Source organism: Kutzneria sp. NPDC052558, assembly GCF_044547355.1.
GTDB lineage: Bacteria > Actinomycetota > Actinomycetes > Mycobacteriales > Pseudonocardiaceae > Kutzneria.
Map to the genome: position 1 here is coordinate 1 of NZ_JBIUAG010000039.1, position 25,042 is coordinate 25,042.

23 protein-coding genes and 1 pseudogene are annotated in these 25,042 nt (G+C 70.0%); 14 read left to right on the plus strand and 10 right to left on the minus strand.

Translation table 11 applies throughout. The features are described from left to right. The 4 genes and pseudogenes from ACIG5F_RS42240 to ACIG5F_RS42255 all read right to left on the minus strand — a co-directional run. A pseudogene (locus ACIG5F_RS42240) lies at nucleotides 1-149 on the minus strand (crotonyl-CoA carboxylase/reductase); the annotation flags it as partial. 148 nt (nucleotides 150-297) lie between these two features. Next, on the minus strand, nucleotides 298-1,269 hold the full coding sequence (locus ACIG5F_RS42245) for a 2-dehydropantoate 2-reductase (protein WP_396525856.1): 972 nt from the start codon (nucleotides 1,267-1,269) through the stop codon (nucleotides 298-300). Next, complete coding sequence (locus tag ACIG5F_RS42250; protein WP_396525857.1) at nucleotides 1,266-2,348, minus strand: hypothetical protein; 1,083 nt, start codon at nucleotides 2,346-2,348, stop codon at nucleotides 1,266-1,268. Before ACIG5F_RS42250 ends, ACIG5F_RS42245 begins: the two co-directional genes overlap by 4 nt. 87 nt (nucleotides 2,349-2,435) lie before the next feature. Next, nucleotides 2,436-3,107: a GntR family transcriptional regulator gene (locus ACIG5F_RS42255; RefSeq protein WP_396525858.1), complete on the minus strand. Its 672-nt coding sequence runs from the start codon at nucleotides 3,105-3,107 to the stop codon at nucleotides 2,436-2,438. A gap of 110 nt (nucleotides 3,108-3,217) precedes the next feature. On the opposite strand from ACIG5F_RS42255, the gene ACIG5F_RS42260 reads away from it, so the two are divergent. From ACIG5F_RS42260 to ACIG5F_RS42275, 4 genes are read left to right on the plus strand one after another with little or no spacing between them, the layout of a single operon-like run. Continuing rightward, nucleotides 3,218-4,387 carry a DUF5624 domain-containing protein gene (locus ACIG5F_RS42260; RefSeq protein WP_396525859.1) on the plus strand — a complete coding sequence of 390 codons (1,170 nt, stop codon included), beginning with the start codon at nucleotides 3,218-3,220 and terminating at the stop codon, nucleotides 4,385-4,387. Then, the gene (locus ACIG5F_RS42265; RefSeq protein WP_396525860.1) at nucleotides 4,384-6,003 is read left to right on the plus strand and encodes an MFS transporter; all 1,620 of its coding nucleotides are present in this window, start codon (nucleotides 4,384-4,386) and stop codon (nucleotides 6,001-6,003) included. Before ACIG5F_RS42260 ends, ACIG5F_RS42265 begins: the two co-directional genes overlap by 4 nt. Then, nucleotides 6,000-6,812 (plus strand): HpcH/HpaI aldolase/citrate lyase family protein, encoded by an 813-nt coding sequence (locus ACIG5F_RS42270; RefSeq protein WP_396525861.1) that lies wholly within the window; start codon nucleotides 6,000-6,002, stop codon nucleotides 6,810-6,812. The genes ACIG5F_RS42265 and ACIG5F_RS42270 overlap by 4 nt, the downstream gene beginning before the upstream one ends. Nucleotides 6,813-6,818: 6 nt before the next feature. Next, the gene (locus ACIG5F_RS42275) at nucleotides 6,819-7,691 is read left to right on the plus strand and encodes an amidohydrolase family protein (protein ID WP_396525862.1); all 873 of its coding nucleotides are present in this window, start codon (nucleotides 6,819-6,821) and stop codon (nucleotides 7,689-7,691) included. A 45-nt stretch (nucleotides 7,692-7,736) separates the two neighbouring features. Here the strand turns inward: ACIG5F_RS42275 and ACIG5F_RS42280 are convergent, their stop codons facing one another. Further along, nucleotides 7,737-8,120, minus strand: coding sequence for a hypothetical protein (locus ACIG5F_RS42280; RefSeq protein ID WP_396525863.1), 384 nt, complete (start codon nucleotides 8,118-8,120; stop codon nucleotides 7,737-7,739). On the opposite strand from ACIG5F_RS42280, the gene ACIG5F_RS42285 reads away from it, so the two are divergent. Beyond that, a complete protein-coding gene (locus tag ACIG5F_RS42285; protein ID WP_396525864.1) occupies nucleotides 8,095-8,358 on the plus strand; it encodes a hypothetical protein in 264 nt (87 codons plus the stop codon). The two genes, ACIG5F_RS42280 and ACIG5F_RS42285, sit on opposite strands and share 26 nt — an antisense overlap. On the opposite strand, the gene ACIG5F_RS42290 is transcribed toward ACIG5F_RS42285, so the two are convergent. After that, complete coding sequence (locus ACIG5F_RS42290; RefSeq protein ID WP_396525865.1) at nucleotides 8,355-8,978, minus strand: TetR family transcriptional regulator; 624 nt, start codon at nucleotides 8,976-8,978, stop codon at nucleotides 8,355-8,357. The two genes, ACIG5F_RS42285 and ACIG5F_RS42290, sit on opposite strands and share 4 nt — an antisense overlap. Before the next feature lie 93 nt (nucleotides 8,979-9,071). Between ACIG5F_RS42290 and ACIG5F_RS42295 the strand changes: the two genes are divergently transcribed. From ACIG5F_RS42295 to ACIG5F_RS42325, 7 genes are all read left to right on the plus strand, one after another. After that, entirely contained in the window at nucleotides 9,072-10,067 is a 996-nt protein-coding gene (locus tag ACIG5F_RS42295) for an aldo/keto reductase (protein WP_396525866.1), read from the plus strand. Nucleotides 10,068-10,108: 41 nt separating this feature from the next. Continuing rightward, complete coding sequence (locus tag ACIG5F_RS42300; protein ID WP_396525867.1) at nucleotides 10,109-10,540, plus strand: PPOX class F420-dependent oxidoreductase; 432 nt, start codon at nucleotides 10,109-10,111, stop codon at nucleotides 10,538-10,540. 35 nt (nucleotides 10,541-10,575) lie between these two features. Next, nucleotides 10,576-11,529 (plus strand): alpha/beta hydrolase fold domain-containing protein, encoded by a 954-nt coding sequence (locus ACIG5F_RS42305; RefSeq protein WP_396525869.1) that lies wholly within the window; start codon nucleotides 10,576-10,578, stop codon nucleotides 11,527-11,529. Between the two features lie 41 nt (nucleotides 11,530-11,570). Further along, nucleotides 11,571-12,509 carry an oxidoreductase gene (locus tag ACIG5F_RS42310; RefSeq protein WP_396525870.1) on the plus strand — a complete coding sequence of 313 codons (939 nt, stop codon included), beginning with the start codon at nucleotides 11,571-11,573 and terminating at the stop codon, nucleotides 12,507-12,509. A 35-nt stretch (nucleotides 12,510-12,544) separates the two neighbouring features. Further along, nucleotides 12,545-13,252 (plus strand): DUF998 domain-containing protein, encoded by a 708-nt coding sequence (locus tag ACIG5F_RS42315; RefSeq protein ID WP_396525871.1) that lies wholly within the window; start codon nucleotides 12,545-12,547, stop codon nucleotides 13,250-13,252. A gap of 139 nt (nucleotides 13,253-13,391) precedes the next feature. Next, nucleotides 13,392-14,225 carry an LLM class F420-dependent oxidoreductase gene (locus ACIG5F_RS42320; protein WP_396525872.1) on the plus strand — a complete coding sequence of 278 codons (834 nt, stop codon included), beginning with the start codon at nucleotides 13,392-13,394 and terminating at the stop codon, nucleotides 14,223-14,225. A gap of 133 nt (nucleotides 14,226-14,358) precedes the next feature. Further along, nucleotides 14,359-14,637: a hypothetical protein gene (locus ACIG5F_RS42325; RefSeq protein ID WP_396525873.1), complete on the plus strand. Its 279-nt coding sequence runs from the start codon at nucleotides 14,359-14,361 to the stop codon at nucleotides 14,635-14,637. A 177-nt stretch (nucleotides 14,638-14,814) separates the two neighbouring features. On the opposite strand, the gene ACIG5F_RS42330 is transcribed toward ACIG5F_RS42325, so the two are convergent. The 3 genes from ACIG5F_RS42330 to ACIG5F_RS42340 all read right to left on the minus strand — a co-directional run bounded on the left by ACIG5F_RS42330 (nucleotide 14,815) and on the right by ACIG5F_RS42340 (nucleotide 19,519). Next, nucleotides 14,815-15,699: a phosphotransferase family protein gene (locus tag ACIG5F_RS42330; protein ID WP_396525874.1), complete on the minus strand. Its 885-nt coding sequence runs from the start codon at nucleotides 15,697-15,699 to the stop codon at nucleotides 14,815-14,817. A 194-nt stretch (nucleotides 15,700-15,893) separates the two neighbouring features. Continuing rightward, nucleotides 15,894-17,039: a glycosyltransferase gene (locus ACIG5F_RS42335; RefSeq protein WP_396525875.1), complete on the minus strand. Its 1,146-nt coding sequence runs from the start codon at nucleotides 17,037-17,039 to the stop codon at nucleotides 15,894-15,896. Between the two features lie 206 nt (nucleotides 17,040-17,245). Further along, nucleotides 17,246-19,519 carry an ATP-binding protein gene (locus ACIG5F_RS42340; RefSeq protein ID WP_396525876.1) on the minus strand — a complete coding sequence of 758 codons (2,274 nt, stop codon included), beginning with the start codon at nucleotides 19,517-19,519 and terminating at the stop codon, nucleotides 17,246-17,248. 378 nt (nucleotides 19,520-19,897) lie between these two features. On the opposite strand from ACIG5F_RS42340, the gene ACIG5F_RS42345 reads away from it, so the two are divergent. Next, the gene (locus ACIG5F_RS42345; protein WP_396525877.1) at nucleotides 19,898-20,278 is read left to right on the plus strand and encodes a peptidase inhibitor family I36 protein; all 381 of its coding nucleotides are present in this window, start codon (nucleotides 19,898-19,900) and stop codon (nucleotides 20,276-20,278) included. Between the two features lie 394 nt (nucleotides 20,279-20,672). Here the strand turns inward: ACIG5F_RS42345 and ACIG5F_RS42350 are convergent, their stop codons facing one another. After that, entirely contained in the window at nucleotides 20,673-20,909 is a 237-nt protein-coding gene (locus tag ACIG5F_RS42350; protein WP_396525878.1) for a hypothetical protein, read from the minus strand. A gap of 299 nt (nucleotides 20,910-21,208) precedes the next feature. Between ACIG5F_RS42350 and ACIG5F_RS42355 the strand changes: the two genes are divergently transcribed. Then, nucleotides 21,209-25,042, plus strand: a complete 3,834-nt coding sequence (locus tag ACIG5F_RS42355; RefSeq protein WP_396525880.1) for a DUF6531 domain-containing protein — start codon at nucleotides 21,209-21,211, stop codon at nucleotides 25,040-25,042.

Below are 25,042 nucleotides of genomic sequence, written 5' to 3' on the forward strand. Positions count from 1 at the left end.
CGGCGCGGGTCCTTGTCCGCGGTGGCCAGGCCGTCGAAGACCTCGACCTCGTCGGCGTGCACGGTCACGCCCCGGTAGGTCTCCGGAACGGGCAGATGGGCGAGCGTGTCCAACTCATCGGCGAGGATGGCGTCGAGAATCTTCGCCATGCCGCCCTGACCCGTCGCCCCAGACACGGTGTCCACATCAACACCTTAGGGCGATCGGCCCGGATCTGACATGTGTCAAGGTATCCCAGTGCACCGATGAAGCGCCTCGGCTACCGATCCGGTGGTCACGGCTTGTCCGGTAGCGGTTTCAGTGCTCGCGGACCCGGGCGCTGAGCCTGGTCAGCCCGTACAGGGCGTCGACGGTCGGCGTGGGCACGCCGACCACCGCCCCGATCTCCCGCACCGCACCGACGAGCGCGTCCAACTCCAAGCTCCGCCCGGCCTCGGCGTCCTGGAGCATCGAGGTCCGGAACGCGCCGAGCTTGCGGGCGACGTCGTTGCGTTCGGCCGGGGTCTGGGTGATCGGGCAGCCGATGCGCTCACCGACACGCCGCACCTCGACCATCGCCGTCTCACACCACGCGCGAACCAGATCGTCGTCCAGGATGAGGTCCACGGTCGCCCCGGTCAGCGCGGACACCGGGTTGATGGTCATGGCGCCCCACAGCTTGTACCAGACATCCGCGTGAATGTTCGACGAGACCGAGACATCCAATCCCGCCGAGGAAAGCAGCTCAGCAACCGCACGCGCCCGACCCGACTCACGATGGTCGGGCTCCCCGATGATCAGCTCACGGCCGCCGTGATGCGCGACCACCCCGGGCTCGGGCCGGTCGCAACTCAGGTGCACGACCCCGCCCACCACCCGCCGCCCCTCAATGGCCGCCGCGATCGCCCCGTCCGGGTCGACACTGGCCAGCCTGAGCCCATGGCAGGCCCCGGCCACGTCGTTGAAGAACCACCAGGGCATGCCGTTCATCGCCGTCAGCACAACGGTTTCCGGCCCGAGCAGCGGCCCGATCGAGCCCACGACCCCGCGCAGCGACTGCGCCTTGACCGCGACCACGACCAGGTCCTGCGGACCGAGCTCGGCCGCGTCCCCGCTGGCCCGGGTCGGCGCGCTGTGCTCACCGTCCTCGTCCCGCAGCCGCCATCCGTTGTGCCGCAACGCCTTGAGCGTGGCGCCCCGAGCGAGAGCGGAGGTCCGCACACCGGCCAGGGCCAGCCTCGCCCCCAGGAACCCGCCGATCGCGCCGGCCCCGACGACGGCTACTCTCATTGCGTGTCACCGAAACGGTAGATGACGGTCTCCGTGCTGAAATGGGTGTCGGGCGTCAGACTGTTGGACACGGCCACCAGCGTGTCCTCGCCGTCGCCGATCACCGCGACATCGGTGCCACCGGCGGTCGGAAACTCCTCCACCACAACGAACCGACCGTCCTCCCAGCGGTAGACCTGGGACTGCAACGCGGTGGTCGGGTTCTCCCGGGGCCCGATGATGAAGTTGACCCGGATCAGGTGCAGACCGGCCGCGTTCTCGACGAGGGCGAACTCCCGTCCGCCCTTGCCCGCCAACACCTGGTGCTCGACGAACGTCGAGCCGTCCCACCGGTAGACCAGCGACTCCGCGGCGATCACCGCCACCGCCAGGTAGGTCTGGCCGTCGACGGCGAAGGTGGCGAACGCCCGCCCCTCCGACTCGGTCAGCGTCTGGAACTCGACGAAGCGCTCACCGTCCCAGCGGTACAGCCGCGACGGGTCCCGGTTGTCGGCGTGGGCCAGGTAGAACTGCCCGTCCAGCTCGAAGAAGTGCCAGTTGTACGCCCACTTGGACGCGATCTCCTGGAACGGAACGAACTTGGCGCCGTCCCACTCGAACACGACCGACGGCCGGTTGTCCTTCTCCGTGTGCGGCAGGAACACTCCCTGCGCCAGCGCCAGGAAGTGCCGCTCGCCCAACTGGAAGTGCCGCCACTGCTTGGCCGCGAACGTCGGCACGCGCTGGAACTCGGCGAACTTCCCGCCGTCCCAACGGTAGATGACCGAGTCGATCTGGTAGGAGTACGGCCCGCGGCCGGAGCGGATGCTGGCGGTGGCCAGGAACGCGTCGTCGCCGATGCGGAAGAACTCCGCGTCCTCGCCGCCCGGCGCCGGCAGCTGCTGGTAGAGGACGTACCCTTCCGCCTCCCGGCGGAACAGCAGCAGGTCGGTGTCGCTGTCCCCGCCGTTCATGCCGGGCGGGGTGCCGGGCGAGTCGGAGGAAAGCTGGGGCACGGCAAGGAAAGCGTGGCCGTCCAGCTCGAACGGCGCGACGGCGCGGGCGCCGGAGGTGGGGATGCGCTGGATCTCGGTCAGCATGGTGGTCAGCCTTTCCCTGGGGAGAAGCCGACTCCGGGCAGCCGCCGGCCGACCGCCCGCGGCGGCCGGACGACGGTGCTGGGCTGGTCAGTCCTGGTGCGGCGTGGACTGGTCCGCGCCGGCCCGGAGCACGGCGATGATGTTGGCCAGGTGGCCCCGGGCCGCCGACTCGGCGGCCGCGGGGTCGTGCCGGGCGATGGCCTCGATGGTGGCGATGTGCTCGGGCAGCCAGGTCTGCGGGCCCTGCGGTTGCAGGGCGAGGCGGAACTGGTGCCGGGTGACCTGTTCGTGCAGCCGTTCCAGCAGGCCGGTGGCGACGTTCTGGCCGGAGATCCGCCGGATGGCCCGGTGCAGTTCGAGGTTGAGCGCGGAGAACTTCAGCGGCTCCCCGTCCTCGACCGCGGCGGTGAGCCGGCGGCCGAACTCCCGCAGCTCCTCGACCTCGGCCTCGGTGGCGTGCTCGGCCGCCTTGGCCGCGCACAGGCCGTCCAGCACCATCCGGCACTCGTTGATCGCGATGGCCTCCTCCAGCGGCACCACCCGGACCCGCGCGCCCTTGTTCGGCACGCGTTCGACCAGCCCGTCGGCGGCCAGGTCGATCAGCGCCGCCCGCACGCTGGACCGGCTGACCCCGAAGGCCTCGGCCAGGTCCGGCTCGATGAGCCGCTGCCCGGCCACCAGATCGCCGTCCAGCAGCGCCTTGCGCAGCGCGTCCACCGCGATCCGCTTGGCCGCCTCGCCCGTCCGTGACGTCGTCATCTCGCCACCTCCTGCCGGCATGACATCACCCTACTGACACGTCACAGAAATCGTCAACGATTTCGTTCGCGATACTTGTGACGGAATCGTCAGCGCGCTACCGTTCGGCCATGGACTCCAGTCCCGAACTGGTGGATCTGTTCACCGCCTACACCCGCGACGCCCAGGGCATCGGCCCGCTGTTGTCGCAGGTCAAGCACCGCAGCCTGGTCGAGGATCCGCTGATCGTGGCGACCGGGTTCGACGTCGCCCTCTACCCCGGCGGCGGCCGGCCGCCCATGGTCGACGGCTTCCGGCTGTCCGTCCGCGGCTTCAAGGAGCTCTCCGCCGTCTCCCACCTCGGGCCGGCGGTCGCGTCCCTGGTCAGCATCGCCCATCACACCGGGGACGACTCGTGGCACCACCAGGCCGTGCGCCTGCTGGCCGCGACCGAACGGGCCCGGGCGGCCAACAGCCCGCGGCTGTGGCGGGACGTCATCGCCGTGGAAGCCTTCCGTGGCCGGGAGTTCGCCATCGCCGGCATGTGCGACTACGCCTGCGCGGCCACGGAGGAGTACCTGCGCCGGGCCCTGACCACGCCCGGCTACCTCAGCGCCGAGACGCTGCGCGCGGACTTCCTCAACCGGGACAAAGGCAAGGACGGCACCGGCCTGATCAACGACATGATGGTCGCGACGTTCTTCCTGGCCGGCCTGGACACCTCGTTCCGGCTGATCCGCTGGTTCCGCGAACAGCAGATCGACTGGGAACGGGCCATGGTCGTGGTCGCCGGCCGGCAGGGCCGCCCGACCGCCGGCGTCACCTGGAACACCAGCAGCGTCGCCACGATGCTGCTGGGGGCCAGCGAGTACCGGCTTCCGTTGGAGCGCATGTACATCGCGCCGCACGCGCCGGTGTTCGCGACGCCGAAGGACGGCGACCTCTCCGAGGTCGTGGCCCTGGAGGAGCCGCTGCGCACACTGTGGGCCGGCATGCGCGGCATGCAGGAGCTCGGCGAGATCATGTTCGCCGGCTATCCCCGCTACTCCCCCGACGCCCAGCAGTTCCCGGACGTCTGCGACCCGCGCGTGACCGAGGTCGGCGAGATGCCGGTGATCCACGGGCCCGACGACCTGCGGGCCATGGTCACCCGGCTGCGGGTCGTGCTGGAGGACGCGCGGCAGCTGCTGTCCGGCTGCGTCACCGACTACGCCGTGGCCCAACTCGTCAAGCAGGACAACGATCCCACCGCGGTCACGGTGCCGGGACTGGACAACGTCCGGTACCCGCGGCTGCCGTGACCATCCCCTCCGTCGCGTCTCAACTCACCGGAGAGTTGGTCGACCCCATGTTCAACGCCATCAAGAAGACTCCGACACCGCCCTCAGCCGACGCCCCGACCCGCCGCGGCGCGCTGCTGGCCGTGTTCAGCGCGGTGTTCCTGGCCAACTTCGCCATGGTCATGCCGGCCGCCCTCAGCGGTGTCATCCAGTCCGAGCTCCAGGCCTCCGGCACCCAGCTGGGCTGGATCTCGGCCATCTTCTTCATCCCCACCGCCGCCCTGGAGCTCACCTTCGGCGTGATCGGCGACCGCGTGGGCCGCAAGCGACTGCTGGTGATCGGCACCCTGGTGCTGGCGCTGGGCGAGGGCGTCAACATGGTGGCCCCGGCCGTGCCGGTGCTGATGGTCGGGCAGGCCATCGCCGGCATCGGCGCGGCCATCCTGTTCCCGACCTCGCTGGCCGCCGTCGCCGCGCTCACCCCTGACCCGCGCGCACGGGCCCGGGGCATCGCGACGTGGGCGATGGCGATGGCCATCGGCGCGGCGACGGCTCCGGCGATCAGCGGGGCCATCGGCCTGCACGCCAGCTTCCACTGGGCCTACGCCGTGGTGTTCGCCGTCGCCATCGGCTGCGCCCTGATCAACGCCGTGGCCATGGTCGACTCGCGGGCCACCGAGAACCGGGGCCTGGACATCGCCGGCCAGATCACCTTCGCCGTCGCGCTGACCGCGATCCTGTTCGGCGTCATCCAGGGCGCGGACGTCGGCTACACCACGCCGCCGATCATCGCCAGCCTGGCCGGCGGCGCGGCGCTGATGGCGGTGTTCGTGCTCATCGAGCTGCGCACCGAGCACTCGCTCATCCACACCGAACTGTTCCGCAGCCCCACCTACACCGGCGCCGCCCTGGTCGGGTTGATCAACGCGGTCGGCTTCTTCGCCTACAACTACTGCGTCTCCATCCGGCTCGGCGTCATCCAGGGCCAGGACAGCCTCACCGTCGGGCTGGCCAGCACCATCCAGGTCGCGGTGCCGCTGGTGGTCTGGCCGGTGTTCGCCAAGTTCCTGTTCCGCCTGGCGCCGCGCCGGGTGATGGTCGGCGGGCTGGTCGCCATGGCCATCGGCCAGTTCTGGCTGGCCGCCGTGCCGATCGCCGACACCTCCCTGCTCGACCTGACGCCTTCGCTGCTGCTGGCCGGCATCGGCTTCGTCGCCGTGGTGTCGAGCACGTCGGCCTGCATGGTCGACGTGCCCGCGCACAAGGAGGGCATCGCCAGCGGCACCATCAGCATGGCCCGCGACACCGGCGCGGCGGTCGGCATCGCCGCCATCGGCGCGATCGCCCTGGCCAACGCCGGCTCCGTGCTGCCGGAGTTCCTGGCCCGGGCCGGCATCACCGGCGACGCGCTGGCCACCGTCAACCACGTCGCAGCGGCCGGCGGGCCGATCGCCGTCGCCCACGCGAATCTCGGGCCGATCTCCGCCCGGTCGATTCCGGCGGCCCAGAACGCCCTCTGGCACGGCTTCTCGCTCGGCTTCGTGTGGTGCGGCGGCTTCACCGTCGTGTCCATCGCCATCGCGCTGCTCCTCATCCGCGCGCGGACGTTCGAATCGACTCCCCAGGAGACACCATGAGCACGGATTCGCTGCGGCACAACCCGTTCCTCGACCGACTACGGGCCGGCGACCTGACCCTGATGCTCTCGGTCCGGGCCGCCCGCGGCGCCGAGGTGATCCGGATCGCCGCCAGCACCGGCCACCACGCCGTCATGATCGACCTCGAGCACTCGACGATGCCGATCGACGTCGCCGCCCAGCTGTGCGCCACCGCCGCCGATCTCGGCCTGACCCCGCTGGTCCGGGTGCCCGAGCAGGAGTACGGGGCGATCGGCCGGCTGCTGGACGGCGGCGCGCACGGCATCGTCTTCCCCCGGATCGAGACCGCCGAGCAGGCCCGCCAGCTGGGCCGGGCCTGCCGGTTCCCGCCGGCCGGGCAGCGCTCGGCGCTGACCATGGTGCCGCAGCTGGGCATGCGCCCCACCCCGGCCAAGACGCTCAACCCCGCGCTGGACGAGATGACCATCGTGCAGATCCTGCTGGAGACGCCCGAGGGCATCGACAACGCCGAGGCCATCGCCGAACTCGACGAGGTCGACATCCTCGCCATCGGGGCCAACGACCTGACCGCCGAACTGGGCGCGCCCGGCGACTACGAGCACCCGCTGTTCCGGCAGGCGGTGGCGGCCGCGGCGAAGGCCTGCCTGCGGCACGGAAAGCTGCTCCAGCTCGGCGGCGTCGGCGATCTGTCCATTGTGGAATCCCTGCTGCCGCTGGGCATCTGCCCCCTGCACATGACCGGCAACGACACCGATCTGCTGTTCTCCGGCGCGCAGCTGCGGGCCGAGCGGTTCACGTCGTGGCACAACAGCCGAAACGAAGGGTAGACACCCATGGCCTACGACCCCAACGTGACCACGGTCCGGGACGCCGAGACCAACACCAAGCCGGTGTTCACCATGCCGCCCAACAGCTGCGACACCCACTTCCACGTGTTCGAGCCGGGCTACCCGCACGTCGCCGACGCGCAGTACCCCTTCCCCCAGGCCACCTTGGAGCAGTACCGGCAGGCCACCGAGGTGCTCGGGATCGACCGCGTGGTCCTGGTGCAGCCGACGTTCTACGGCAACGACAACAGCCTGACCCTGCACGTGCTGCGCACCCTCGGCTCCCGCTGCCGCGCCGTGGTGCGGATCTCCGACGACACCACCGACGCCGAGCTCGACTCCTACCACGAGCTCGGGGTGCGGGCCATCCGCCTGGACCTGTTCGCCCGCCAGTCCTGGTCCGACGCCGAGCTCATCGACTACATCCGCCGCATGGCCGACCGGACCCGCCCGCGCGGCTGGCACCTCCAGTTCTACTCGCCCGGCACCGTCGTGCGGAACCTGCTGCCGTTCCTGGCCGATCTCGAAGACACGTTCGTCATCGACCACATGGGCTACATGAAGGAGTCCGACGGCCTGACCGAGGACGACTTCGGGCGGCTGCTGGACGTGCTCAAGCAGGGCAGCTGCTGGGTGAAGCTGTCCGGGCCGTACCGGATCGCCAAGGACAAGCCGCTGTCCACCGTCGGGCCGCTGGGCCGGGCCCTCGTCGCCGCCCGGCCGGACCGGCTCATCTGGGGCTCCGACTGGCCGCACCTGTCGTTCTCCCAGCTCGACACCGGCGAGCTGCTCAACCTGCTGGCCGACTGGGCCCCGTCCGAGCAGGACCGCCAGAGCATCCTGGTCGACGGCCCCGAGCGGCTGTTCTTCGCCCAGTGAGACCGGTGAACGGGCCATCCCGCCGACCGGGATGGCCCGTTCGGCTCAGACGGTCTTCAGGACCCGTTCGAGGCGGGACAGGAAATCGGTCAGCTGGGCGTCCGGGGTGGCGAAGTTGACGCGGACGTGCCCCGCGCCGGCGGCGCCGTGGTCCGGGCCGGCGACGGTGGCGATCCCGGCCTCGTCCCGCAGGTGGACGTCGGGCCGCTCCAGGCCGAATCGGCGCAGGTCGAGCCAGCCCAGGTAGGTGGCGTCGGGGCTGGTCATCAGCGGGCCGTGGCCGAGCGAGTTGACCGCCGTCACGACCAGATCCCGCCTGCGCTCCAACAGGATCAGCGCCTCCCGCAGCCACGGTCGGCCTTGCTCGAAGGCGGCGATGGTGGCGGGGATGCCGAGCGGCGAGATGCCGCCCCTGGCCCCGGCCGGCATCTGGCGGGACCTCACCGCCGGCGAGTCCGCCGCATGCCCGCTGTACCGGCGTCAAGCGCGGCGGATCGCCGCCGACTACGGCGTCTTCTGCACACGGATCGCGCGGGCGGCGCGCCTCGTGGACCAGCTTCGGCAGCAGAACTCGGCGAGGTACTACGTGTTCGCGGTGCTCGACTACCAGCAGCAGCTGGTCGACAACATCGATCTTCGTGCCCCAGACGGGCGCCGACCGACCTAGCACGGGCAGGTGGTGCCGTCGGTTTCGCGGGCGGGTGTGGTGGGGAACAGTCGTTCGACGGCGGTGATGATGGCTTCTCGCCGGGCCGCTAAGAACGTGTCGCGGTCCATGCCGTCCGGGATGGGGATGTCGGGCAGGTTGGCCCAGGTCATGGCGATCTGGCTGACGATCACCAGGATGTCCATCGGGTCCCAGGCCGGGTCGACCAGCCCGGCCTGCTGGGCCTGGCGGACCTGCTCGGTCTTGCGGGCGGCCGACTTGCGCATCGGGTCGTCGGCGTCACGTTCGGCGTCGCCCAGCTCCAGCCGGCTCCAGGCCGTCAGCCGGTACCGCTCGGGATGGGCGGTGTAGTAGTCGAACAGACGGCCCGCGTAGCCCGGCAGGTCGGTGGGGTCCAGTCGGGTCGCCTCGGCGATCGCCGCGAGCTCCTGAGTGGCGACGGACCGGTAGAGGTCGTCCTTGCCGCCGGCGAAGTAGGCGTAGACGCGTTCCGTGCTGGTCTTGGCCCCTTTGGCGATGCGGGCGATGCGCGCGCCGGCGATGCCGTGCCGGGCGAACTCGGCCGTGGCCGCGGCGACGATCCGGTCGCGGGTGGAGTCGGGAACGGCCTGGTGAGTCATGACACAGAGCCTACCAAAACGTTCGTTTTGACAGCGGCCACGGAGCGTCGTAAGTTCAAAACAAAAGTTTTGGTTCGACGACAGGAGCCAGTCATGCACCAGCGGACACTCGGCAGCCAGGGCCTGAAGGTCTCGGCCATCGGCTACGGCTCGATGGGCCTGACCATGGCCTACGGCCCCAGCGACGTGGAGGCGGGCCTGGCCGCCATCCGGCGCGCCCATGACCTCGGCGTCGCCTTCTTCGACACCGCCGAGATCTACGGCTGGGGCGGCGTCTACGGCTGGGAGGACAACAACAACGAGGCCCTGCTCGGCCGAGCGGTCAAGGACTTCCGCGACGAGGTGATCCTGGCCACCAAATTCGGCTTCCAGCGGACCGAGCAGGGCCTGGGCCTCAACAGCCGCCCCGACAACATCCGCCGGGTCGCAGACAACAGCCTGCGCTACCTCGGCACCGACCACATCGACGTCCTCTACCAGCACCGCGTCGACCCCGACGTGCCGATCGAGGACGTCGCCGGCGCCGTCAAGGAGCTCATCGACGCCGGCAAGGTCCGGCACTTCGGCCTGAGCGAGGCCGGCCCGGAGACAATGCGGCGCGCGCACGCCGTGCAGCCGGTGTCGGTGCTGCAGACCGAGTACTCCCTGTTCGAACGGGACGTCGAGCAGCTGTTCCCGACGCTGGCCGAGCTCGGCATCGGCCTGGTCGCCTACTCCCCGCTGGGCCGCGGCTTCATCACCGGCGCGGCCAAGCCCGCCGCCGAGTACGACAGCACCGACATGCGCACCTTCGACCCGCGCTGGCAGCCCGGCAACTTCGAGCGCAACGTCGCGGCCGTGGAGCAGCTGGCCGAGCTCGGCAAGGCCAAGGGGGCCACCGTGTCCCAGCTGGCCCTGGCCTGGCTGCTGGCCCAGGGCGAGCACATCGTGCCCATTCCCGGCACCCGCAGTGTGGCCCGGATCGAGGAGAACACCGCCGCCGCCGACATCACGCTCACCGAGGCCGACCTTGCGGCCATTCGCGAGATCCTCCCGCACGGCGGCTTCGGCGCCCGCTACCGCGAGGGCGAAGTGCCCGCCTGGACCTGAGACCTCGGCCCGGCTCCGATGTGGTCAAGAAGGAGAAACCTATGCGGCACAAGACACTTGGCGCGCAGGGCAGGAACGAGTCGACCACCGGTCGTGGCCCGTGGGATGCGGTCGCCGCCGCCAGATACGCCCTGCTCACCACCTACCGCAAGGACGGCACTCCCGTCGGCGTGCCGGTATGGCTGGCCCGCGACGGCCAGAAGATCGTCATCTGGACCTACGCCGGTTCGGGGAAAGTCAAGCGCATCAAGCGCAACCCCGATGTCACCTTGCAGATCTGCGACACCTACGGCACGAGGACCAGCGGCGAGATCGTCCGCGGCCACGCCGCCGTCCAGGATGCCGCCGCCACCAGGCGCACACGTGCCGTCGTCGGCCGGAAGTACGGCCTGATCGGCCTGGCCATGATCTATGCCAGCAGGTATCTGCGCGGCGCGGACGCCACGATCGGCTTGGCCGTCGAGCCGGTCTGACCCCGTTGCGCACCATCGGAATCGAGGTTTGCTCCATGTCACGACGTGACCCCGGCATCGACCGGCGTGCCGCGTTCCAGGCCCGCGTGATGCAGGCGTTGAACAGGGTGATGGTGCCCTTGGTGTTCTCCTCGCCACAGCTGCAATTCGCCAGCGAGCCGACAGCGGACCCGACGACCGTGACCATCCCGACCCGGCACGGGCCGGTGCGCGCGCTGGTGTACGCCCCGACCGCACGGCAGCTCGACCGGCATGCGGCGGCCGGCACCCGCCCGCCGGTGCATCTGGCCTTCCATCCTGGCGCGTTCATCGGCCGACAGCCGGAGCAGGAGGACAACGTCGCCCGCTACCTCGCCGCCGAGATCGGTTGCCACGTCGTGGTTCCTGACTACGACGTGGCTCCGCAGGTGCGGTTCCCGGTAGCCGAGGAACAGGCCTACGACGCCTACCGCTGGGTGCGCGAGCACGCCGAAGATCGAGGGTGGGACCGCGACCGGATCTCCGTCGGGGGCGGCAGCGTCGGCGGCAAACTCGCCCTCACCGTGGCCCTGATGGCGATCGACGATGACTACCACCGCCCGGTCGCCGTGTCGGCCGAGTACCCGTTCGTCGACACGACCCGCGAGGACGCGGCGCGCACCTCCAGCAAGAAGCGTCCGCTCGCGTCCCCCTCGCTGATGTCGCTGGTGCGGCGCACGTACTTCGCCGGCGTCGACCCGCACGCCCCGCTGGTCGCCACCGCGCACCACCCGCGACGTGGCGAACTGCCCCCGACGCTGGTCATGACCGCCGAGTACGACACGCTTCGCCACGAGGGCAACGACTTCGCCCGCGACCTCGCCGCCCTGGGCGTCGAGGTCACCCACCGCGAGTTCCCCGGCGTCGACCACCAGTTCACCCACACCGCGCCGGCCGAGACCGCCAGGGCCGCGATCCAGATGATCGGCGACCACCTCGCCAAGGCGTACGCCGAGACCGCGGTCAAGTGACGCCGACACACAGTGAACGACCACCCCTTGGGAGGTGTGAGATGGGCTGGACCGCAGCCGACATCCCCGACCAGCACGGCCGCACGGCCCTGGTCACCGGGGCCAACGGCGGACTCGGGTTGGTCACCGCCAAGCAATTGGCGGCCAAGGGCGCGCACGTGGTGATGGCCGTGCGAAACCAGAAGAAGGCCGCCGCCGCGGTCGACCAGATCCGCGCGACCGTCCCCGACGCCTCGCTGGAGCTGGTCGCGCTCGACCTGTCCTCGCAGGCGTCGGTGAAACAGGCCGCCGACACGGTGCTGGCCGCCCATGACCGCCTCGACCTTCTGGTCAACAACGCCGGCGTGATGGCGATCGCCGAGGCCCGAACGGTCGACGGCTTCGAGATGCAGTTCGGCGTCGACCACCTGGGCCACTGGACCTTGACCGCGCTGCTGCTGCCCGCGCTGCTGCGCACACCCGGCTCCCGGATCGTGACCGTCACCAGCACCGCCCGCAACACCGGCCGTCCCGTCGACGTGGCCAACCCGCACCTGCGGGGCCGCTACGGGGCCTGGCGCGCCTACGGGCAGGCGAAGCTGGCCAACTACCACTTCGGGCTGGGGTTGCAGCGTGAGCTGGAGCGGGCCGGCGCGGGCACGGCCAGCCTGATCGCGCACCCGGGCATGGCCAACACCGACTTGCAAACAGCCAGCGTGGCCGGCTCGGGCGGCGGGGCCTCCCAGCGGTTCGGCGTCTTCATGGCCGAGCTCACCGGCATGTCGCCAGACGACGGCGCGCTGCCGCAGCTACGCGCCGCGACCGATCCCGCCGCCAATGGCGGCGAGTTCTACGGACCACGGTTCGTGACCAGCGGTGCCCCGGTCCGCCGGCCGGTGCTGCGCAGGATCGGCATGGACCGGGCCATCTCCAAGCTCTGGCAGGTCTCCGAACGCGAGACCGGCGTCGCACTCGACGTCCATGCCCCGACCCTCGACTGATCGCACCACCACAACCACGCCGAAGGAGCCGGACGATGACGACCACACCCGCGAACGCGGTGAAGGCAGGCGGCGTGGCGCTGGCCGTCGCGGCCCTGTGGTACCTGATCGCCGAGGCGATCACCGCGTCGGCCTGGAAGAACCCGCCCTACAGCTACAGCCGCAACGCCATCAGCGACCTCGGCGTGCCCTCGTGCGGCGGCGAACTCCAGGGCCGCGTGATCTGCTCCCCGCTGCACGGCGTGATGAACAGCGCCTTCATCCTCCAAGGCGTGTTGTTCGTCGTCGCGGCGGTGTTGCTGTTCCGCCTGCTGTTGGGACGAATGCGATGGGTCTACCTGTTCCTGGCCCTGGTGCAGGGCGTCGGCATCGTCGTGGTGGGACTGATCCACGGCTCGCCGGAGTCGCTGGCCAACGGCATGATGGTCTGGCACGGCCTCGGCGCGTTCATGGCGATCCTCGGCGGCAACCTGGTCTTCGTCGTGATCGGCGGGCACATCCTGCGCCGCCGCACCGAGACGTGGCTCGGCATCACCGAGGTCGCGCTCGGCGTCATCGGACTGGTGGCCGCCGTCGTGCTGGCGATGAACTGGGACGCCCCCTACGCCGCGGTGTACGAGCGGATTTCGGTCTACCCGATCATCGTCGCCCAGCTGATCGCCGGGATCGTCCTGATCGGCTGGCGGCGCACCGCGCCCGCCGCCGCCCACGCCCAACCCCTGCCCACCGGCGCGCCCGAATAGGCTCCCGCTCCACCGCCATGGTCGGCAAGGCCGGCGGTGTCATTGGCAGTCCAGGCAACCGGCATATCTTCGGCGGCCCGGCCACTCGACGCGAACGGCCCGCGAAACAACCACCGCGCAGCAGGAAGTTGCACAGACAATGGAATTTGGCGTCGCGACCTTCGTCACCGATGAGACACTGCCGCCGGCCCAACTGGGACGCGCGGTCGAGGAACGCGGGTTCGACTCGGTTTTTCTGGCCGAGCACTCCCACATCCCCAGCAGCCGGAAGACGCCCTACCCGCCCGGCGGCCCGCTGCCTCGGGAGTACTACCGCACCCTCGACCCGTTCGTGGCACTGTCGGTGATGGCCGCAGTCACCGAGCGGCTGCTGCTGGGCACCGGCATCGCGCTGATCGTGCAGCGCGACCCCATCCACACCGCGAACGAGGTCGCCAGCCTGGACGTGGTCTCCGGCGGCCGCGCGGTGTTCGGCGTCGGGGTGGGCTGGAACCGTGAGGAGATGGAAAATCACGGCACGGACCCGCGCACTCGCGGGGCGCTGGCCGACGAGCGAATGCTCGCGATCCGCGAGCTGTGGACCAAGGACGAGGCCGAGTTCCACGGCCGCCACGTCGACTTCGATCCGGTCAGCCTGTGGCCGAAGCCCGTGCGCAAACCCCATCCCCCGATCTACGTCGGGGGTGCCAGCGACGCGACCATCCGCCGCATCGCCGAGTACGGCGATGGCTGGCTGGCCAACGCCGCACCCCAGGCTGATCTCGCCCGCTTCATCGACAAGCTCCGTGCCAACGCCGGCCGCGAGGTCCCCGTCACCGTCGCCGCTTTCGGCACCTCACTTGACGTCGCCACCCTGGACGCCTACGCCGAACTCGGCGTGGAACGCGTGGCCCTGCACCTGCCCGACCTCTCGCCAGCCGACGGCCTCACCAAGCTCGACCAACTAGCTGACCTCGCCGGCAAGGCCCGCTGATCAGGCCGGACTGTCACGTCGACAGCCCTGAAGAGCCGCGATCGGCAGGTCTTCGTCGACGGCGACGCAGGTGTCCGTTCCTGTTCAAGTTGGCGGATGATCAAGCTTCTGACCAGCGGTTCGCCAGCTCGCCATGTACGTCGACAAATGGTTCGACGACGTGCGCACCTGGGCGGAGGTCGTGACCGGTCAGGACCTCGACCCACGTTACCGTGTCTATGACGCCGAGTCGGCCGGCACGGGCCTCACCTTCATCGAGCCGCCCCACGACGGCCCTCTGGGCCTCACGATCACTACACCTCGCATTCTTCCACTCCACGCACTGACCAGGGACCGGACTGGGCCGTCGGTGCACAACACCGCGTCGGCCAACTCGAACAACCCGCCCGCTCGCGTGGTCAAGCAGCCGTAGAACTCCAGCCGGAACCGGTCCAGGTCCCCGAGCGCCTGCTCCCGGTTGACATCGTGCACACTGATCACGCAGCCCTTGGTCGGTCTTCCTTCTGTCGCAAGAGGAATGATCAACCAAAGGCTGCGTCCATGATCAACCGGGGTGCGCCTGGCAGACACCGGTGACCTGTTGGTTCGGCTAGTTCGTTGCCAGCGCGTGGATGTCAGCGGCGATCCCGGACAGCGGCGCGGTGTGACCGATCGACGCGAACCAGTCCCACAGTTCGAGCGCGTGATAGAGCCGATAGAGCTCGATTCGGTCGGCCGCGTCGGCCGGCAGCGGCCCGTAACCCTCGAACAGCCCGGCACGTTTCACCGGCGAGGCATCGAGGTCGTACTGCACCGTTTTCGCCAGGTCAATGAGGGGGTCGGCAGCGATCATGTTCTCCACGTCGACGAACCCGGTGACCACGCCTGCCTCGTCGATGAGCACGTTGCCCTCGTGGAAGTCGTTGTGGCACAACACCGCACCTGTGCACGAGGCCAGCAGATGGGTCTGCGCAGCGACCCGGTCCCGCACCGTGTCGTGCAGTTGCATCGGGCCGCCCAGCCCGGCGAACTCGGCCAGCTTCGTGGCGAACTGCCGGCCCATGTAAGCCGGGTTGTCCGGCTCCGGGTCGAGGATCTCGGTCGTCAGATACCCGTACGCGGGCTGGGTGATCCGATGCAGCGCCGCAAGCAGCTCGCCCATCCGCCGGTAGGCGACCCGCAACGCACCCGGCTCCAACGCCACCTCAGACAAGGGGCGGCCCGACAGCAGCGTCAGCACGGTCACCGCTTGGTCGGTGTCGACGTGCACGACCCGCGGCGCCGGCCCGACCCCGTGCTCGGCCAGCAGCCGGTAGACGTGGACCTCCTTGGCCTGCTTCCAGCGCCACTTCTCGGCATACTGCTTGACGATCAGCGGATCGGCATCGGCGAACCGGACCTCGTGCACCGTGCTGAGCTGCCCACCAGTCCGCGGCACGACCTCGGTGACAACCGCACCAGGCGCCACGACCGCCACCACAGCCGGGGTACGCACGAGCGAAACCTACCGACGGCCTGACGACAAGGCGAGCGTATTTCGCGCGGCCATGGGACCAACCCTGACCCCGCCATGCCGATGGCTCTGAGGCCCCATCATCTCCACGCGGAGCCCGAACAGGTCGAGCGACCTTAAACGACAAGCTTAGATGATCTTTCCGGCGATGCCAGCCTGACCTTTGAGGTGAGCGCTCACCCCGAGCTGCGGGTCATATGTGCGGCCAGTTCGGCCACGTTCGGTGTGCTGCTCATCTCGTCTGCGACGCGCTGAGCGGCGCTGCTGTAGGAATCGTCTTCCAGCACCTGTCGGATCGCGGTCCGGATCGCGGGTAGGTCGTCGGGGCCGAACTGGCCCATCGTGGCCTCGGTGCCACCCAGCGGCTCAACCATCCGACCGACGCCGGACGCGGCGACCAGCCGGCCGTTGGCTGGTTGGTCGGCGAACATCGGCAGGATCACCACCGGCACACCGGCGGCGAGGGCGCCGAACGTCGTGCCGGAACCACCATGACAGACCACAAGTCTCGCCTCCGTCAGTACGTCCGCTTGCGGCACCCAGTCGGTGATGTGCGTGTTCGGCGGGACCGGGTCGAGACTGGCGGCGTCGAAGGTGCGGCCGACCGTGAGCAGCACACGGACCGGCAGACCGGCGAGCGCGGCCAGAGCGGTGCGGTAGGCCGGGATACCCGCCGGCAGGCCGCCGGCGACGGTGCCCAGCGTGAGGTAGACGAGCGGGCGGGTGTCGTTCGGCCACCAGTCTGGCAGCGCGCCGGTCTGTTGCGGTCGTTCGTGGAAGCGGCGGGTGGCCGGGAAGGGGGACGGGTCGAGGGATTCGGGGAAGCGGGTGAGGTAGGGCGCGGTGCGGATGCGCTCGCCGATGCCAGTCGGCAGAACGGGCGCGACCAGGTCGAGCACGTGGGTTTCCACTGCGGCGAGGGAGATGGCCACCTGCGCGTGCGGGATGCCGTTCTCCTCGGCGACGATGGCGGAGGCGTATTCGCAGGGTTCGCGGAGGACCAGGTCGGGCCGCCAGTCGCGACAGGTCTCGGCCATGGTGGGAAGCATCGCCGTGGTGGTGAGGCGACCGAAGACCTCGCGGTCGATGAGGACGGTCGCTTCGGCGTGCGGAACAGTGGGGAGGCGCTGCTTGATGGCGTCAAGTTCGGTCCGGGGCGGGGTGGCGCCGATGCGGGCCGGGTGGCCGCGGGTGGCGTCGCGCAGCGACGGCGGACCGATCAGCAGGACGTCGTGGCCCTGATCCGCGTAGGCATCGGCGAAGGGCAGTAGCGGGTTGATGTGGCCGGAGCCGCCGGTGGCGGCGATGAGAATCTTGGACACTCCGGGCAGTGTATGGCGTGCCCTCCAGGTCGGTTGTCCTGTCCGGCTCGACCTCGTGGAGCCGCGCCGGGGTCAGCTCGGCGACTGTCCTGTCCGGGCGAACCTTGCGGACGCGCAGGTCGTCGACCTGCGACACGAAATCTAGATCCGGTCGGCGGCCGCCCGGGTTGTTCGGGGAAACCTTGCGGATTCGGGGCCGCTAACGACTACCTGCCGACGGGACGATCGCGAGTGGCATCGAGGGCTTGTTGCACGCGAATGGCTTGCTCGTCGCGTCCCTGCTGGCTGAACAGATGCAGCGCCTCCTGCCAAGCCTCGCGAGCGTGGTCGTGCTGGCCGACCGCAGAGTGGGAACGAGCGAGCCGGTCAAGGGTATTGGCGTAGTCCGAGGTGTTACCAAGGCTGCGATAGACGACGAGGGCCCGTTGGTAGTACGCGATGGCTTCGGCGTCGCGCCCGATTTGGTGGGCGAGATAGCCGAGGCTGTCCAGTGTGTTGGCTTCGCCCTCAGCGTTGTGGTGCTGCTGGTGTAGGACGAGGGCGGCTTGGCAGTGGGCGTGGGCGGCGTCGTAGTCGCCGAGGCTGGCTGCGAACCAACCCATCTGGTTCAAGGCGTCGGCTTCCCACACCGGCTGAGCGAGATTGCGGTACAGGTTAACAGCGCAGGTGACGTGGTCCAGTGCCTGCCGGTCGTCTCCTCGCAGCGTCAGGGCCCGTGCGATTACGCGATGCGTGTGCGCCTCCTCGATCTGCTCGTGGTGGCGCCGCGCCAGGTCTAAGGCCTTGCCGAGGTGGTCAGCCGCTTCCTGATGACAGGCCAGTTCGGCGTAGGCGCGACCGAGGTGGCGGTGAGCGAAGGACTGTGCCGCAGGATCAGGCAGATGCGCGGCGGCGTGCACTCCGGCCTTCCAGACGTCCATTTCGTCGCGCAGACGCCCGCGGCGAAGGTGGACGCTGGTCAGTGCCCAGGCCAGCTGCCACACGGTGTCGTGCCACTGGCGGTCGGTCGCCATGTGTTGAACGGCAATCAGGTTGGCGTACTCCCGGTCGAACCACGCTGCTGCGGCGCGGGCATCGGCGAGGTGGTGGAGGTGGTTGCCCGGTGCGGGATGGGTGGCCACGATCATCGGCCGGTGTGGCAGGAGGTGGTTGGCCGCGGCCTGTGCTGTGTGGGTGTAGAAGTCGGCCAGCCGCCGCAGTGCAGCCGCTCGGTCGTCGTCGGCGAGGTTGCGGCGGGCGGTGGTGCTGGCGTAGTCGCGGACGAGGTCGTGCATGGCATACCGCTCAGCAGGCTTGCGGTTCAGCAGGGAGGCGTCCACGAGGGCCCGCAGCACCGCTCGTGTCCGGGGCGTCGGCAGGCCGATGAGGCTGGCTGCAGCGGGCAGGCTGATGTCCGGGCCCGGGGCGACGCCCAGCAGGGCGAATGTCGTGCTCTGCTGGGCGGTGAGGTCACGCAGGGAAACCGACAGCACGGCGGGCAGGCTGGCAGTGGGATCGCTGTCGTCCAACGCGTCCAAGCCCGGTTCGCGAAGCTCCGCAGTGAACTCGGCCAGCGGGATGTCCGCACAGGCGTGTGCGCGGGCGGCCATGATGGCCAACGCCAACGGATATCGGCCACACAACTCGATCAGCTCGGTCACGGCCTCGAGTTCGACGGCGATGCGTTTGTCGCCGAGACGGCGCGCGAGCAGCGCCTGGGCCTCATCCTCGTCTAAGACGGTCAGCGTCAGGTGCCGGGCCCCGTGCCGATGCAGCAACGCCGTGAGGGCATTGCGGCTGGTGACCAGCACGGTGCAGGTCGGCGTGCCGGGAAGCAACGGAATCACCTGGTCGGCGGTGGCGGCGTTGTCCAGCACGATCAGCATCCGCTTGTCCGCGACGTGGCTTCGGTAGCGGGCAGCGTGCTCGGCCAGGCCGCCGCTGATGCCGGCCGGGTCAATGCCGAAGGCGTCGAGGAATCCACGTAGTGCGGTCAGCGGCTCAACCGGATTGCTGGTGGGGCTGAAGCCGCAGAGGTCGACGAACAACTGCCCGTCAGGAAAGCGATCCGCGTGCTGGTGCGCCCACCGCACGACCAACGAGGTCTTGCCGATCCCACCGGGTCCAGCGACGACAGTAATCGTGATGGCCTCGGACGGGCCAGCAGTTGCGTCGAGGCTGGCAGTAAGAGCAGCCAGTTCCGTGTCGCGACCGGTAAACCCGCATGGTGGCGCAGGAAGTTGCCGTGGCGGGCTCGGCGCAGGCGCGCTCTGCGGGCCCAGGCCCAGTGCCGACGCCATCAACTCCTCCCGCTCGTCGGTGGACAGGTTCATCGCGTCGGCCAGGCGGCGCAGCGAGTCGAGCTGGGGATTGCGCCGTGTCCCGGTCTCCATCCCACGGATCGTTCTGGCCGACACCCCGGATCGCTCGGCCAACTCCTCCTGAGTCAATGCCGCACGTTGTCGGTATCGGCGCAGCACGGCGCAGCCCGGGTCTCCCATGCAGACCTCCCCCGTCGCGTCCCAGACCCGAACGGTAGCGCGCTCACCGGACACACATTGCCGGTCCGTGTCCTGGTCCCACCATCGGCGCAACGCGACCATAGGTCTGTCGGGATATCCGAATTAGACGCAGAACCTGCAAGGGTACGCCACACCCTGAGCACCATCGCGAATCGCATGACGGACCGAAAAGCGTGAATGGCCAAGTTAGCTATGCGTTTGGCGCGAGACGGCAGATGCCTGCTACTGACAGTAGGTAAGGACGACCTGTCAGCGGGCACGGGCAGTGAAGACTGTCGTTCGGCCTCGGCGCATCCAACCCCGGACAATCCCCGTCGCTACAACCGTGCGACACGGCAACCAACGAAGGAAATCAACGTGAAGCGAGTACTCGCAGCGCTATCCATCGCATCGCTCAGCGCCGGTATCGGCGTCATCAGCGCCACGCCGGCCGACGCCGCCCCCGCGGCCTACTGCGCCTCCGGCGACATCTGCGTCTACAACGGTTTCAATTTCACCGGATCCATGCATCCCTCATGGAAGTGCGGCCAAATCGACAACATCGGCCTCAGTTGGGGATCCGACCAGGTCCGCTCGTACATCAACAATCAGACCGGTCACGTCACCGCGACCTTCTACAACTGGGACGGATCCAACTGGATCCCGATCGGCTACTCCACGGCCTACGACAGCCGCGCCTATGCCCCGGCCGCGTACTACAACGTCCCGGACGGCGTCGACGGGATCAAGCCCTGCTGAGTGACCCTTGCGGCCGGTAGCGGCGAGACGAGTCGCGGCTACCGGCCGCACCGCCGGCCACCTTGCGGCGTTCAGCAGGACGAGGCCGGACTAGCGACTACGTTCGGGCTCGGACCGGACGCCGTGCTGCCCACGGGCGCGAGAACCGCTCGGCAAACGCGGGCGGGGCACCACCGGGCACAAAATCAAGCTCCGGCACCGGGACACTGTCCCGGCCCGTCCCGGCCGGTCTTCAGCGACCCGCAAGGTAGACCCGAACACCCGCAAGCAGTCCCGCAACCTAGACCCGAACCCCGCAAGGTTCATCCGAACAGGACAACAATGCAGGCAGGCAGCACGAAGCGATTGTCGATCTTGGTGTCAGTTGTCGGCCACCATGTGTCAGATAGCGCCTTCAGTCACGCCCGGTCGCCATCGGCACCTCGACCGTCGGCCGCCGAGCCACGAACATGGCGGCGAAGGCCTGGCGCTCCACCGAATCCCGCAGCGCGGCCATGATCGGCTCGGCCACGGGCAGGTCCATCTCGGCCACCGTGAGGTCCAGGACGTCGGCCGGAAAACGGCCCCAGCGCTTGACTCCACGGCGGCGGGAGTCCGCCACCGTCCAGCCGGCCAGCCCGCTCTCACCCATGCTCAGACGTTCCCCCAGGTCACGGCCGTGCCGTCGGCGCGGTCGCAGGGCTTGTCGGTGTGGGCCATCAACACGATCGGGTCCGAGTCCTTGCCCGGGCCGCTCTCGATCGTCACCGAGGCGCCGCCCGACACTTTGCTCTCGCCCGACGTCCTGCTGGCTATCGTGCAGCTCGTGACGGCCAACACTGCCACGGCGACAGCGATGGCACGACCGGTTCTCCACTGTGTGCGCACGTCCGGCTTCCCCCTGAAGTCACTGGTCAGCCGACCTTACCCAATGCGGCCGGGGAGACCGGTGTGAGCGGGATCAACGCGCATCCCGACCACATCCGCCGCTCGGGCGGCAAGCTCGGCGACTTCGGCGGCAAGCTGGCCGAGGGCGGCGAGAAGCTCCAGACCTCCGGCCAGAACCTGGTGTCGCACGCCGGCGGCGACCGCTCCGGCATCGGCGCGGTGGTGGCCAAGGCCATGGGCCGGGGCATCCAGGTCACCGGCAAGGTGTTCAGCGAGGGCGGGCGGGTCGTGCAGGGCGCGGGCAAGCGGCTGGGCGCCACCGCCGATCTGTACGAGGAGGCCGACGGGCAGGGGGCGAGCCGGCTGCGGCGGCTGCACCCGGACGCGGCCAAGGGCGACATCGACCCGCAAGGCGGGCGGCCGGGCCGCCGGGTCGGGGGCTCGCCGCGCTCGGGGCGTCGGCAACTGGGCGACACCACGCGCCCAGGCGCCATTCCCAGGACCAAGAAGTGCGTCGGCGGCGACCCGGTCGACCTGGTCACCGGCGATGTGCTGATGACCCAGCTCGACCTGGCCCTGCCGGGCGCGCTGCCGCTGCTGCTGTCCCGGACCCACCAGTCGTCCTACCGCGCCGGCCGCCTGTTCGGGCCGTCCTGGGCGTCCACGCTCGACCAGCGGCTGGAGATCGACGCCCAGGGCGTGGTGTTCCTCGGCGAGGACGGGCTGTTGCTCGCCTTCCCGACGCCGGACGGGGAACCCGTGCTGCCGGCCGACGGGCCGCGCTGGCCGCTGCGGCGGTCCGGCGACGGCTACGTGCTGGCCGACCTCGACGCGGGCCGGGACCTGGCCTTCGCCGCCGACGGCTCGTTGACGGTGATCAGCGACCGGATCGGGCACCGGGTCGAGCTCGACCGCGACGAAGCCGGGAATCTGGCGCGGCTGCGGCATTCCGGCGGCTACGTCGTCGACATCGTCACCGCGAACGGCCTGGTAGTCGGGCTGTCGGCGGCCGGCGCGCCGGTCGCCCGCTACACCTACGACGAGGACCGGAACCTGGTCGAGGTTTCCGATCCCGAGGGTCGCGCGTACCGCTTCGCCTACGACGCCGCCGGTCGGCTGACGCAGTGGACCGACCGTGGCGGCCACTCGTACCGCTACACCTACGACAGCGCGGGACGGTGCGTGGCCGGCGAGGGCGACGACGGTCTGCTCAGCGCCGTCTTCGAGTACGGCGAGTCGGTCACCACGATGACGAACTCGTTGGGGGCGGCCACTTCCTACCACTTCAACGACGCGCTCCAGGTCGTGCGGATCGTCGACCCGCTGGGCGGCGAGACCGTCTCCGAGTGGGACCCCTACGACCGATTACTCGCCCGCACTGATGCCCTGGGCCGCACCACCCGGTACGAGTACACCGAATCCGGCTTCCTCCACCGGCTGACCCGCCCGGACGGCACGCAAACCGTGGCCGTGTATGGGGAAAACCGCCTGCCGGACATCGTGGTCGAGCCGGACGGCACGCAGTGGCGGCGGGCCTTCGACCACAACGGCAACACGATCGCCGTCACCGACCCGACCGGGGCGACCACCCGCCTGGACTACGACGAGAGCGGCCACCTCGCGGCCGTGACCGATCCGACCGGCGCGACCACCCGGCTGGTGTGCGACGCCGCCGGCCAGGTGATCGCCGCGATCGACCCGCTGGGCGCGTTGACCCGGCAGGAACGCAACGAACTGGGGCAGGTCGTCGCCGTCATCGACGCCCTCGGCGGGATCACCCGGTTCTCGTGGACCATCGACGGCCGGCTGACCGAACGGGTCCTGCCCGACGGCACCAGCGAGCGATGGACGTACGACGGCGAGGGCAACGAAACCTCGTACACCAACGGGATCGGGCAGGTCTTCGGCGCCGAGTACGGCGGTTTCGGCCTGCCGCTGGCCCGGATCGAGCCCGGCGGCCGGCGCACCGAATACCGCTACGACACCGAACTCCGGCTCACCGCCGTCACCGATCCGGCCGGGCTGGTGTGGCGCTACGACTACGACACGGCCGGCAACGTCGTCGGCGAGACCGACGTCAACGGCCGGACCCTGACCTACACCCGGGACGCCTGCGGCCAACTTCTCTTCCGCACCAACGGCGCCGGCCAGGCCACGCGCCATACGCACGACGCGCTGGGCCGGCTGGTGCGGCGGGAATCCGCCGACACCGTCACCACCTTCGAGTACGACCCGGCCGACCGGCTGGTGCGGGCGGCCAACGAGGACACCGAGCTCACCCTCACCCGGGACGTGCTCGGCCGCGTCGTCGCCGAGACCTGCGACGGCCGGTCGCTGCTCAGCGCGTACGACGCGATGGGCCGCAAGATCGCCCGCACCACCCCGACCGGGGCCGTCTCCCGCTGGGCCTACGACCCCACCGGCCTGGCCGCCCGGCTCACCGCCGGCGGGCAGAGCATCGGCTTCGAGCACGACGCCGCCGGCAACGAGACCAGCCGCCAGTTCGGGGCCACCACCCTGACCCAGACCTGGGACGCCAACCACCGCCTGCGCACCCAGGCCCTGACCACGCCCGGCGCCGGCGGCCAGGAGCGGCTGCTGCAACGCCGGGCCTACCGGCTGCGCGCCGACTCGGCCGTGACGGCGATCGTCGACCAGCTGGCCGGGATCCGGGAGTTCGACCTCGACGCCGTCGGCCGCGTCACCGTTGTCACCGCGCCGCAGCATCGTGAGCAGTATTCCTACGGCCCCAACGGAATTCTCACCGGACCCGACCGCGCCCACACCGGCGCCCTGCCGCGCGCCGCCGGCGGCAGCCGGTACGAGCACGACGGCCAGGGCCGGGTCATCGCCCGACACTCGCGGACCCTGTCCGGCCAGTCCCGAACCTGGCGCTACACCTGGAATTCCGACGACCGGCTCACCGCCGTCACCACGCCCGACGGCGTCACCTGGCGGTACCGCTACGACCCGCTCGGCCGCCGGATCGCCAAGCTGGGGCCCGCCGAGCAGATCGCCTTCGTCTGGGACGGCGCGACCCTGGTCGAGCAGATCCACTCCGGCGGGCAGGCCCTCACCTGGGACTACCACCCCGGCGGCTTCACCCCCGTCGCCCAGACCGAACGGATCCGGGCCTCGCAGGAATGGGTCGACAGCCGCTTCTACGCCATCGTCACCGATCTCGTCGGCACCCCGTGCGAGCTCGTCGACGCCTACGGCTCCGTCGGCTGGCGGCAGCAGACCACCTTGTGGGGCGGGCCGCTCTCGCCGGCCGGGCAGCCGACCTACTGCCCGCTGCGCTTTCCCGGCCAGTACTTCGACGCCGAGACCGGCCACCACTACAACCTGTTCCGCCACTACGACCCCGAGGCCGCGGCCTACCTCTCGCCCGACCCCCTCGGCCTGGACGCCGGCCCCAACCCCCACACCTACGTGCCCAATCCCCTCGGCTGGCTCGATCCCCTGGGCCTGGCCGGCTGCGACGACCCGCGTAACCAGCCCGGCGCCGCCAGCGGGGCCGACGGGCTGCCCGACGTGCAGGGCAAGTGGCTGCGCGGCTCCCACGGCAACGCCGGCCGCATCCCCGGCCAGATCGCCCGTCAGCTCCAGGGCCAGCAGTTCACCACCTTCGACGACTTCCGCAAGGCCTTCTGGACCGCCGTCGGCAACGACCCCCACCTGTCCGCCCAGTTCGCCCCGCACAACGTCAGCGCCATGAGGGACGGCCTCGCTCCGCACGCGCACCAGAGCCAGCACGTCGGTAAGGTGGGCTACTACGCCCTGCACCACTCCACCCCCATCCAGCACGGGGGCGCCGTCTACGACATGCGCAACATCGTCGTGGTGACTCCCCAGTTCCACCGCGACGTCCTGGACCGCACGTACCACTACGGATGA

Bases quoted from the DNA above. Each gene is read 5' to 3' on its own strand.
- ACIG5F_RS42245 (WP_396525856.1), bottom strand. From the start codon at position 1,269: ATGAGAGTAGCCGTCGTCGGGGCCGGCGCGATCGGCGGGTTCCTGGGG.
- ACIG5F_RS42250 (WP_396525857.1), bottom strand. From the start codon at position 2,348: ATGCTGACCGAGATCCAGCGCATCCCCACCTCCGGCGCCCGCGCCGTC.
- ACIG5F_RS42255 (WP_396525858.1), bottom strand. From the start codon at position 3,107: ATGACGACGTCACGGACGGGCGAGGCGGCCAAGCGGATCGCGGTGGAC.
- ACIG5F_RS42260 (WP_396525859.1), top strand. From the start codon at position 3,218: ATGGACTCCAGTCCCGAACTGGTGGATCTGTTCACCGCCTACACCCGC.
- ACIG5F_RS42270 (WP_396525861.1), top strand. From the start codon at position 6,000: ATGAGCACGGATTCGCTGCGGCACAACCCGTTCCTCGACCGACTACGG.
- ACIG5F_RS42275 (WP_396525862.1), top strand. From the start codon at position 6,819: ATGGCCTACGACCCCAACGTGACCACGGTCCGGGACGCCGAGACCAAC.
- ACIG5F_RS42285 (WP_396525864.1), top strand. From the start codon at position 8,095: ATGCCGCCCCTGGCCCCGGCCGGCATCTGGCGGGACCTCACCGCCGGC.
- ACIG5F_RS42280 (WP_396525863.1), bottom strand. From the start codon at position 8,120: ATGCCGGCCGGGGCCAGGGGCGGCATCTCGCCGCTCGGCATCCCCGCC.
- ACIG5F_RS42290 (WP_396525865.1), bottom strand. From the start codon at position 8,978: ATGACTCACCAGGCCGTTCCCGACTCCACCCGCGACCGGATCGTCGCC.
- ACIG5F_RS42295 (WP_396525866.1), top strand. From the start codon at position 9,072: ATGCACCAGCGGACACTCGGCAGCCAGGGCCTGAAGGTCTCGGCCATC.
- ACIG5F_RS42300 (WP_396525867.1), top strand. From the start codon at position 10,109: ATGCGGCACAAGACACTTGGCGCGCAGGGCAGGAACGAGTCGACCACC.
- ACIG5F_RS42305 (WP_396525869.1), top strand. From the start codon at position 10,576: ATGTCACGACGTGACCCCGGCATCGACCGGCGTGCCGCGTTCCAGGCC.
- ACIG5F_RS42310 (WP_396525870.1), top strand. From the start codon at position 11,571: ATGGGCTGGACCGCAGCCGACATCCCCGACCAGCACGGCCGCACGGCC.
- ACIG5F_RS42315 (WP_396525871.1), top strand. From the start codon at position 12,545: ATGACGACCACACCCGCGAACGCGGTGAAGGCAGGCGGCGTGGCGCTG.
- ACIG5F_RS42320 (WP_396525872.1), top strand. From the start codon at position 13,392: ATGGAATTTGGCGTCGCGACCTTCGTCACCGATGAGACACTGCCGCCG.
- ACIG5F_RS42325 (WP_396525873.1), top strand. From the start codon at position 14,359: ATGTACGTCGACAAATGGTTCGACGACGTGCGCACCTGGGCGGAGGTC.
- ACIG5F_RS42340 (WP_396525876.1), bottom strand. From the start codon at position 19,519: ATGGGAGACCCGGGCTGCGCCGTGCTGCGCCGATACCGACAACGTGCG.
- ACIG5F_RS42350 (WP_396525878.1), bottom strand. From the start codon at position 20,909: ATGGGTGAGAGCGGGCTGGCCGGCTGGACGGTGGCGGACTCCCGCCGC.